The organism is Halobellus sp. LT62 (assembly GCF_037031285.1).
Lineage (GTDB): Archaea > Halobacteriota > Halobacteria > Halobacteriales > Haloferacaceae > Haloquadratum > Haloquadratum salinisoli.
Genome location: NZ_JAYEZO010000001.1, coordinates 1115930 through 1126673, shown reverse-complemented (window position 1 = coordinate 1126673; position 10744 = coordinate 1115930). Strand labels below are relative to the sequence as shown.

The following is a 10744-nucleotide window of genomic DNA, read 5'->3' as shown; positions in this document are numbered from 1 at the left end:
TTGGCGGGATTGACAGCTTCGAGGTGGCTTACCGGGGGAGGCCAAATAAAACTGAGAGGGCAGAGTATTGCTAATGTAGTGACTGAGACGCTGCACTCAATCCAGAACCGTCGGTTCCGGATTTGGCAATAGATTCAAAGTATCACCGGTTTGTATGTTTCAGTGTAATGGACCCTGCCGTCACGTCACTGCGTCTCAACCTCACTGCAACGGGGACCGCCGCCGGCACTGGCGTTGCGGCCGGTGGTGTCCACGATATCTTTCGGTGCAACAAGTACGACGACGACACTCGCCCAGATCGCGCCCAGTCAACGGTTGCTCAACCGAATCCACGTGGCACGCGGGTTTATCCGAAACTTGACCACCGACACCGGAACACGCGATAGGCAGTCGGTGAACCGTGACGGGGTCACGTCTCCCCACACACCCGCCTTATCGTTGCGCCGGCTGTCGACGCCAGTACCGTGCCGACGATACTCTCGGCGAGACCCACGCGAAAACCTTTCAGGCCCAACTCCTCGCCCGGCTGGCGACCGACGCCGAGGGGTAAGACATCCCGTGCTCGTTACGCGAAACGAACGAAACGAATTCACCGAGCCGGCCGCGACGGTCGCCGACCACCACCTCGAACCCGGATGGGGCCACGGGTCGTCGGCGAGGACTTCGAGACGCTCATCTATCCCGGCGACGACGGTGCGTACTACAGACGACGTTCGCGTACTGGCGGCACCTGCTCGCGGAACTCGAGGGGCGGTCGGGAGCGCTGAAGTGAATCCTCGTCGCCTGCTTCGGCTATCAAGGGTTCAGCAACGCGAAATTCGGCCGAGTCGAGTGCCACGAAGCGATTAACGCGTTCGCTCGCGAGATTCTGCTGACGGCGAAACAGCGGCTGGAAGCCGGCGGCTGGCGCGTCGTCCACGGCATCGTCGGCTCCATCTGGGTGACACGGGATCCCAAAGTCGACGACGATGACTGCGAGGACCTCAAAGCACTCGCGACGGAGATCACGGAATGCGTCGAGATTCGGCTCGAACACGAGGCTCATTACGACTGGGTGGCGTTCGTGCCCCAGCGCGAGAGCGACGCCGGCGCACTGACGAAGTACTTCGGGAAGGTCGCCGGCGACGACGATTTCAAGATCAGAGGCATCGAAGCCCGGCAGCGCTCGACCCCGCCGTTCATCGAGGACATCCAGCGGGACTGTCTCGACCGGCTCGATGCCACGCGGTCACCGGACGCGGTGCTCGGGCGTCTCGAACGAGCAATCGACGAACTGCAGGCGGGTACCGTAGCAGTGGAGCGGCTCGTCGAGCGGAATCGTGTTTCCAAGCCGCTGGAGGGCTACTCACAGAATACTCAGAACGTAGCCGCCTTGAAGCGAGCCCCTCAGCTATTCAAGGGCCGACAAACGCCGTCACTCCGAAACTGCTATTATCTATCCTCGGTTCGATAGCTATCTTTCAGGTGTGACTTTTTGAGTGCCCGAAAGCTATAGGCCGCCTTGTTGCGGATTCATATTATGAGTTTAGTGGCAGCGTTCGCACTCCCTTCAGAGTCGTTCGTTCTTGGGGACCCATTAGAAACCGACGAAATCGAGAGTATCGAATTTGCCTGCAATATTCCGACACGGATCGGTGTAATGCCGTACTTTTGGGTATGGGGCTCATCATTTGACGGATTCGAAAAAGCCGTCCGGACAGAACCATCGATTGATACGATCGAAAAGATAGACTCACTCGAAGGCAGCCGGCTCTACCGAACTGAGTGGAAAACGACTGTCCAAGGCCTTCTGGACGCTGTTCGAACAAATAATGGCATTCTCAAATCGGCAGTCGGTGAAGACCGATGGGAGTTTGAGATCGTGTTTGAGGAGCACGATGATCTCTCAGCGTTTGGGGACTACTGTTCGGAGATTGGATTTGATGTTGACCTCGAATACGTACACTCCTTGACTGAGCCAATGGACGAAGCGTATGGATTGACTCCTGCCCAGCGAGAGACGCTCGTTGCAGCAGATCGAGGGGGCTATTTTGACGAACCACGCGATCTAACTATGGAGGAATTAGCGACCAAGTTGGATCTCTCGGCTGCGGCGGTCAGTGGCCGCCTTAGAAGGGGAATCTCGAACTTGGTCCAACGGACACTGATCTCCGATGAGTGAATAACCAAATCAATTGATTGGATGGGTCAAACGGAGGTGGATATATAAAAGGTAAAATTTTTCACCCGCACGTTTCTGATACTGCAGTAAGTAGTTAGAACGTTAGCTCAACGGTCCCCCACCCTCCCACCCGTCCTCAATAGGCTACTGATCGCAAAGATGTCTACGCACCATCCTCCCTCTCACGAACATTCTGTCCTCATTCACGAGGCCGAAGCCGAAGTCGTAGACGGCGTTATCTCCTTCTTCCGAGAGGGCCTTGAGTCGGACAAACAATGTATCTATGTCGGTGGTGAAGAGAGGCACCAATCGATAACTGAAGGTCTGGTTGAGGGCGGTATCGACGTCATCACCCGTATTGGTTCCGGCGATTTGTTGTTCCGTTTACCCGATCACATCTATCTCGAAAATAGCGAGTTCGACTCGGTAAGAACGGTCGATTTACTCGAGGAGCTGATTGATACTGCTCTCTCGGAGGGGTATAACGGCGTCTGTATCGCTGGTGAAACCAGCTGGATTACTGACTCTGATGTCGACCTTGACGAGTGGCGGGAGTACGAGCGACGAATGAATAGGGTCTTTCGAGAACGTCCTGCGATGGGCCTCTGTCTCTATAACCGATCCCGATTTTCGGCGGATCTGCTTTCTGATACGCTCTGCTCCCATCCGAAAGTCGCGGAGGGATCAGACGCCATTGAGAACATCTACTATCGATCTCCTCCAGAACTTTCGGCAGTAGCGGCCAGCGCGGACGACCTCGATCAGAAACTGTGGGCGCTCTCGCAGCATCAAGAGACCCAGCGATCACTTTCCGAACGGGAACAGTATCTCGAATCGCTCAACCGAACGATTCAACAAGCCAATCACCCCGGGAAAGACGAACCCCTCAAACTTCCATTCGATACGATCAGGAATTCGCTGGACGCTTCCATCGCTTCGATTTGGGTCTATGACGAAGAAACGGGGAGTCTCGAACTTGTAGAAAAGAAGCAGTTCGACCAGACAGTCGACATTGAGGAAATAGAGCCAGTTCTTCACGATCAGATCTGGGGTGCCTTCACAGACCGGAGTAAGCAGACGTTCGACGAGACGATAGCTGAATCTACTGAGAGCGACACGAACCGATTGAACGGGGCTCTTCTCCCACTGGGAAATCACGGTGTCTTCCTCGTTGCCAACAACGAGGAATGGAACCTTTCAGAACCGGACTGGCATCTTCTAGAAACTGTAGCCGGGATCGCTGAGGCTACCCTTGACCGACAGGAGTACGAGTCCGCGATCGAGCGAAAAAATTCCGAGTTGGAGCGTCAGAACGAACGTCTCCGTCGGGTAGAACGGATCAACGAAGTCTTCCAGCGATTGAGCGATGTTCTCATTAGCGCTTCGACGAGACGCGAGATACTGACCGCTGCTTGCGACGATCTCACAACGATTGAGGACGTAGCATTTGCATGGGTCGGTGGTTTCGACACAGCGACTGAACAGCTAGAGAATATCCATATCGCTGGAGACCCGGACGGATATTTCGACGCAATCGCTTCCGAGTGGGAGGCGACCGAGACTGAGCCGTCGTGGGCGGCTGCGATGACTCGCGACTCCCAGTCAGTCCAGAACGTGCGGTCACCCACTCCGATGCAGGATTGGAGGAAAGAAGCGCTACAACGAGGTGTCCGTTCAGTCATCAGTCTCCCACTTCTATACGATGAGGAATTGCATGGAGTTCTCACTGTCTACTTACGAGACGCTCGTGTCTTGGATGAAGAGGTACGAGGCGTCTTTGAACGCCTATCTGGATTAGTCGCTCGGACAATCAACGGAATTGAGCGGAAACGGGCACTCGTGGGAGACCGAGTGACTGAAGTCAAGCTTCGCCTCCATAGTGATGAGCACGCGGCGATTCAGCTTGTATCAGAGCTGGACTGTCAGTTTGTGTTGGAGGGCGTCGTCCCCGCAGATGATGAGTCGTTTCATGTCTTCGCGGGAATTGATACACCGCCCGAACAACTCCTCGACTTTGTTGAGACGGCACCTGTCGTAGAAACGGCGACGGTCGTGACAGAACGCGAAAGCGACTACTTGTATGAGTGTGCGGTCACCGGCGATTGCTTTCTCGAGTTCCTCTTAGAGCATAACGTCGTCCCTAAGACCTTAGTGGCAAATAACGAATCCGCACACACCGTTCTTGATCTGCCCGGTGAAAAAAGCGTGAGCGAATTTATGCATGCTTTCAGACGTAGATATCCGGAAGTCGAACTCGTTTCGAAAAACCAACGAGAGAGAACAGTTCGGACTCCTGCCGGATTTCGAGCGGATATCCAACAGTCTCTGACACAGCGACAACTGGAGACACTCAAAACGGCGTATTTCGGCGGCTATTTCGAGTGGCCCCGAGATACATCGACCGAAGAGCTTGCAGAGATGCTTGGAGTAACCCATCCGACTATCAGTCGGCACCTGCGCGAAGCTCATCGGCGCGTATTGACCGAGATCTTCGGGGATAAGTGAGTACGCGGTGAGCCCGTTCCCTGTTGTACGTATCTTCGCCTACTCGCAGATCCCTCGATTCTGAGTAGCTAACGAAGTATCGGAATAGGAACTCACATCGCCCCTGCGCAACTAATAGTTAAATTTCTAACCGTAGTTCGCTCAAGTATGGTAACCACCCGATTTACTGAGGGGCAAGAGTAGTCGAACGGTGGAATAACGCTTTCAAAGCCGTTTCTGCTGAGCCACGCCGACAACTGATCGTCTCGTTAATAGACAGTACAGCAGATACTCCAGTTTTCTTGCCAGAGAGCGCAATGAATCCAAACGTACCTACTAATTCAGAATCCCTGAGAGTCGAACTATACCACTGTCATCCCCCGCTGTTAGCGGATCTTGGATATACCGAGTGGAAGGCTGATCCATTAAGCGCCACTCGTGGACCACGGTTCGAGGAGGTTGCAGTTGTTTTCGGGGCATTACATTCCATATCAGCGGAAATCCCTGAGACGTTAGTGACTGGCTGTCAGCGGCTCAAAAAAGAACGACAGCGGCGTACTGGCAATTGAGAATCCAACTTAGTCCTTGATTCGACTAGGCGTTCACCACTGTCTTTCTACAAATGTAGAATATAGAACCGCCTCCCCCTCATCATACGTAGCGGCAATCGACTTCCGGTCGAAAACGCTGGGTTTGATAATGCACTTGTTGGATAATTCCCCTCCCAATATCACCCAGAACCGGTGTGTAGCGGAGGAGGAACCAAGTACGGCCGTGGGCTTGGCAGTTGCAGAAGTGACCGACACCGACGCATTAGAGCTGCCTCCCCTGTACGAGGTTCTTGATCCCGATGCCTTGAATCAATTATTTGCTGACGAGCCGAGAAGCAACCGAAGCGGTGAGGCACAGATAACTTTCCCATTCGAGGATTGTTGGATTGCCGTATGGCTGGATGACGGGATAACTGTCGTTCCTCAGGAAGAGCTGAATGTCTCTCCGGCTCCCTCACAACGTGAGGTGTATCAAGCGAAACACGAGTGGACGGCGGTCTCCTCGTTCAGCATCACGTTACTGCAAGCGCTTAAGGAATTCTCTCAACAACGTGATTTGACGTATCCGGTGCCCCTCACCAAGATAATCGATCTCGATTCGCTCGATCGGCTATTTGCGCCTATTGATGAGCAATCCCGGCGGGATGCTGGGTGGTTATCGTTTTCAGTGGATGGATTCAGGATTACTGTCGAGGCTTCGGGTCAAATCAAGTTCGATCACGCTTCTCGTCCCTCATCAGAGAGAGGAAATAATGGCTGGTGAAGCGCCACAAGTTGTCGTCGTGGATGACCAGGAAGACGTCGGTGACCTCCATACGGCTTGGTTACAGGACACCTACGATGTGCAAACGGCCTATGATGGGGCGGAAGCGCTCGAGATACTAACTGAAGACGTAGCTGTGGTTTTACTTGACCGGCAGATGCCTGATCTATCGGGCGATGATGTCCTAGATGAAATACGGTCAGAAGGGCTTGACTGTCGCGTTGCGATGGTTACCGGTCTTGAGCCGGAGTTCGATATCATCCAGATGGGCTTTGATGCGTATCTTATGAAACCCAGTTCCGAAGAAGAATTACGAGCAACAGTCGAGCGACTGCTTACCATCGGCTCCGTTGACGCGAGCTTACGGACATATTTCTCGTTGGCATCGAAGCTAGCTGTCTTGGAGGCAGCAAAATCGAAGTGTGAGCTTGAGTCGAGTCGCGAGTATGCGACGCTAACGACTGAGTTTGAGGACTGCCGGAACCAGTCAGAGCGGCTGCTCGCACAACTCGATGCCGCGGACTATCGAGTATTGTTCCGCGATCTCGATCTCTCAGCACATAATATCGATGCACACGCGCCAGACGAGAACGGGCAACCAGGCGGATCGGATTGGAATTCACCTACGGGATAATTTATGTCTGACACACCACAATTAGAAACGCTAGCATCTGCAATCGACGTAGAGGCGCACGTCGACGCCGACACGATCACCGTCCTTCACGTCGACGACGAACCAGACTTCGCGGAGATGGCTACAACGTTCCTCGAGCGCACGAGCGACAAAATCGAGACGATCGTCGAAACGAGTGCTGACGATGCACTGGCCCGTTTGCGTGATGGAGATGCTGTCGACTGCGTTGTGAGTGACTACGAGATGCCCAATAAGAATGGAATTGAGTTCCTTCGGGAGGTGCGCGCGGATTACCCGCATCTGCCGTTCATTCTCTTTACTGGCAAGGGTAGCGAAGAGGTCGCTAGCGATGCCGTGTCGGCCGGTGTGACCGATTATATGCAAAAAGTGAGTGGAACAGATCAGTATGAAATACTAGCCAACCGGATCGCAAACGTTGTCGAAGGATATCGGTTCCAGATAGCTTCCGCTGAACGTGGACGCCGTCTCGACACATTGATCAACAACCTTCCGGGCGTCGTCTATCGCTGTCGAACGGAGAGAGGATGGCCGATGAAAAGCGTCGAGGGAGAGTGTGAGTCTCTCACCGGATATACATCTGCAGAAATCGAATGTGGTGAAGTTTCGTTTGGAGCTGATATTATTCATCCAGCGGATCGTGACTTGGTCTGGCAAACTGTTCAAGACGCGCTCGGTGAGTCTGACCCGTTCGAACTTACGTATCGCATCGTCACCAAGGATGATACCGAGAAGTGGGTCTGGGAACGTGGTCGGGGCCTGAACCCGGTCAACGGAGAGCCCCAAGCACTTGAGGGGTTTATCACTGACATCTCCGAACGCAAGGAGGGTACGGAGAGTGAATTGGAGCGCGATCCCGATCACCTTCAGACACTCTTCGACAATACGACTGATTGCGTTGCCTACTGCGAGTTCGAGTGCGATAGCCCTGTTATCGTCGATGTGAACTCAGCATTCGAGACGACATTCGGATTCGAAGCAGGCGATGTGATCGGTGAACCATTTGAGGAGACCATCCTCCCCTCAGAGAGTCGTAAAAAGGGTCGGCGCATTGCCCAACGAGTGAAGGAAGGAGAACGAGTGGAAACGGAACTCCAGTGCCAAACAGCGAACGGTATTCGCACGTTCAGCCATCGAGCAGTGCCGATACGTTCTGATGGCGGTGTCACCGAAACATACGCAATCTTCACCGATATTACGGAACAAAAACAGGACAAACAACAGATCCAGCGACTCGAACACTTCGCTGAGCGACTTTCACACGACCTTCGTAATCCCTTGAGCGTCGCACAGGGGAATCTCGAATTACTCAATGAAACCGGTGAGGCAAAATACTACGAGACAGCCAACCGAGCACTCGCTCGAATGGAAAACCTGATCTCTGACATCCTCACTCTCGCGCAAACCGGTGAACAGATCAGTCTGAGCGAATACGATTCTGTCGAGCTGGCAACTGTCGCGGATAAATCGTGGGCGTTACTCCAGACTGGTAGTGCCACACTCTCGATAGAGGAAACGACGACGATCGATGCAGACGCCAGTCGTCTTCAACAAATTTTCGAGAACCTGTTCCGGAATGCGAACGAACACGGTCCTGATGATGTCACCGTACGCGTTGGACTCCTGCCCGATGTACAGGGGTTCTATGTCGCGGACGATGGTCCTGGCATCCCTCCAGAACAGCGTGATAAGGTATTCGAAGCTGAATATTCGACAAAACACGATGGAACGGGCTTCGGATTGGCGACGATCGCACAAATTGTCGACGCACACGACTGGGAGATTCGAATCACTGAGAGCGAAGACGACGGCACTCGTTTCGAACTATACAACATCGAAGGCTTGAGCAACGACGAATGAAAAACGCTAGCAGTACGGACCACGGAGAGGGCTGGATACGGCAATCGAATTTCACGTCGCCTGTTCGGATCCTTTATATTGACGGGGACGGTGACGGAGAGCCCTCAGCGACGCGTCTGGAACATCAACAACCGTTCCAGATAGTCACGAAAAGCGGTACTGAGAACATTCTCACGCTGATTGATGAAGAACAGATCGACTGTATTGTTAGTAGACACCACTTGCCGAACTCGAATGGACTCGAGGTGCTCAAAACAGTCCGGGAGGAGTATCCCGAATTGCCATTCATTCTTTCGACCGATAGTGGAGACGAGGGGGTCGTTTCCGAAGCTATCTCGGCTGACGTATCCGAGTATCTAGAGCATTCAGAATCGAGGCAATGGGAGAAATTGGCGGCTATCGTTGCAGACCTTGTCGAAGACTATCGCAAAAGCCTCGAATACCGAGAGCTATTCAACGCCGTCAATGCGGCTGTCTTGGTTTATGATGCGACCAGTTTCGACGTTGTTGGTGTCAACTCCTCAGCTTCCAACCTCTGGGGCTACTCACAGGAGGAATTGAAAACTCAGTCGATCGATGATTTGAGTTCTGACGACTCAAACTTCACCAAAGAACGAGCCCACGAACTGTTCGAACGAACACTTGAGGAGGGAGAACGATCGGTCAACTGGAAGTGTGAGGGGGCTGATGGTAATTCGTTCTGGGCGGAATTGACAATGAAGCCGGTTACATTGGGCGGGCAACATCGGCTCCTGCTCGTTGCACATGACATCTCTGAACTCAAAGCGCGTGAGTCGGCGCTCCAAACCGAACGTGACCGATTTGCCATCCTGTGGCAACATATCGATGTTCCTCTCGCAGAGACGGTTTTTGAGGAGGACTATCCTTTGATTCAGGGAGTGAACCCTGCATTCGAGCGGACGTTCGGTGTCGATGGGGATGCCGTTATTGGAGAATCGCTCGACGATCTCATCGTACCAGCAGAATGCGAATCAGATGCCGATGAGTTCAACGAATGCGTTCGGGAGGGAGAGCAGTTCGAAACCGAGGTCCAACGCGATGCAGTGGACGGGACGCGTGACTTTTTGCTCACTGTCGTTCCATTTGGTGATCCCTCAGGGGCCGATCAACGGGGAGGCTTCGCCATCTATATCGATCTCACCGAGCAGAAACGACGTGAACGCCAGTTGAAAGCCTTCACAAAGACTACACCGGATATCACGTTCATCGTTGACGAAGAAGGCTACACGAAGGAGTGCTTCGTTGGTCCTGACCACGAGGAGCATCTCTATCTTCCCGCTGAGACGCTTCGCGATCAGCAGATGCAGGAGTTGCTTCCAGAAGACCTTGGCAGGCAGATTTTTTCAACAATCAAGAAGACACTGGAAACAGGTGACGTACAAACACTCGAATACGAACTCAACGTGCCGGCTGGTGATCGATGGTTTGAGGCACGGATAGCGCCCTTACAAACCCGGATCGACGGCAAGAGAGCGGTCGTTTTGACCGCTCGAGACGTAACGGAACGACAGCGGCGCGAGGAAGAGCTCCAACGCAAAAACGATCGCCTCGAAGAATTCGCCTCCGTAGTAAGTCATGATCTTCAGAATCCGCTCTCGGTTGCTACTGGATTCCTCGAACTCGCCCGTGAAGATGGTGACCCCGAACAATTCGATCGAATCGAGGTGGCCCTTGATCGGATGGAGCGAATCATCGATGACTTGCTCTATCTAGCACGCGAGAATCAACAAATCGGCGAACTGGAATCTGTCGACCTACAGTATATAGCTAGCTCGGCATGGGAGACTGTTCTCGATACTAATTCTGCTGGAGAGCTCGTACTTCATAACGATTTAGGCGAAATATCGGCTGACGATGATCGTCTTAGCCAACTCTTTGAAAACATTTTCCGGAATGCAATTGAACACGGGGGATCCGATGTCCGAATCTGGGTCGAAGCTATCGAGGACGGATTTGCGATCGCCGATAATGGCCCTGGAATATCCAAGTCTGATCGTGACCGAGTATTTGAACGTGGGTTTACCTCACAAGATGATGGAACCGGGTTTGGACTCTATATTGTCCGCGAAATCGTTGACGGACATGGTTGGGATATCACGATATCCGAGAGTACTGCCGGTGGCGCCCGGTTCGAAATCTCTGATGCGGATATTCAGCGCTGACTATTGGGAGGTCCGGCGATAGACCACTAGCCTCCTACCGCCTCAACTCGGATCAATTGGGACTGCCCAATAGCTCACCGCGTATCGAGT

The 10744-nt window shown here is 53.2% G+C and carries 6 protein-coding genes and 2 pseudogenes; all 8 read left to right on the top strand.

The annotated features are described in order from the left end of the window. Positions 1-273: 273 nt before the first annotated feature. A pseudogene (locus U5919_RS05605) lies at positions 274-739 on the top strand (hypothetical protein); the annotation flags it as partial. After that, positions 734-1384: pseudogene (locus tag U5919_RS05600) on the top strand (type B DNA-directed DNA polymerase); the annotation flags it as partial. The pseudogenes U5919_RS05605 and U5919_RS05600, both read left to right, overlap by 6 nt. A 135-nt stretch (positions 1385-1519) precedes the next feature. After that, positions 1520-2161, top strand: coding sequence for a helix-turn-helix domain-containing protein (locus U5919_RS05595; protein WP_336022721.1), 642 nt, complete (start codon positions 1520-1522; stop codon positions 2159-2161). Between the two features lie 159 nt (positions 2162-2320). After that, positions 2321-4666, top strand: a complete 2346-nt coding sequence (locus U5919_RS05590) for an MEDS domain-containing protein (protein ID WP_336022720.1) — start codon at positions 2321-2323, stop codon at positions 4664-4666. Between the two features lie 678 nt (positions 4667-5344). After that, positions 5345-5959, top strand: coding sequence for a HalOD1 output domain-containing protein (locus U5919_RS05585; protein ID WP_336022719.1), 615 nt, complete (start codon positions 5345-5347; stop codon positions 5957-5959). Further along, on the top strand, positions 5949-6593 hold the full coding sequence (locus U5919_RS05580; RefSeq protein WP_336022718.1) for a response regulator: 645 nt from the start codon (positions 5949-5951) through the stop codon (positions 6591-6593). Before U5919_RS05585 ends, U5919_RS05580 begins: the two co-directional genes overlap by 11 nt. Positions 6594-6596: 3 nt before the next feature. Beyond that, positions 6597-8471, top strand: coding sequence for a PAS domain-containing protein (locus U5919_RS05575; RefSeq protein WP_336022717.1), 1875 nt, complete (start codon positions 6597-6599; stop codon positions 8469-8471). Beyond that, a complete protein-coding gene (locus tag U5919_RS05570; protein ID WP_336022715.1) occupies positions 8468-10654 on the top strand; it encodes a PAS domain S-box protein in 2187 nt (728 codons plus the stop codon). Before U5919_RS05575 ends, U5919_RS05570 begins: the two co-directional genes overlap by 4 nt. Positions 10655-10744: the final 90 nt, after the last annotated feature.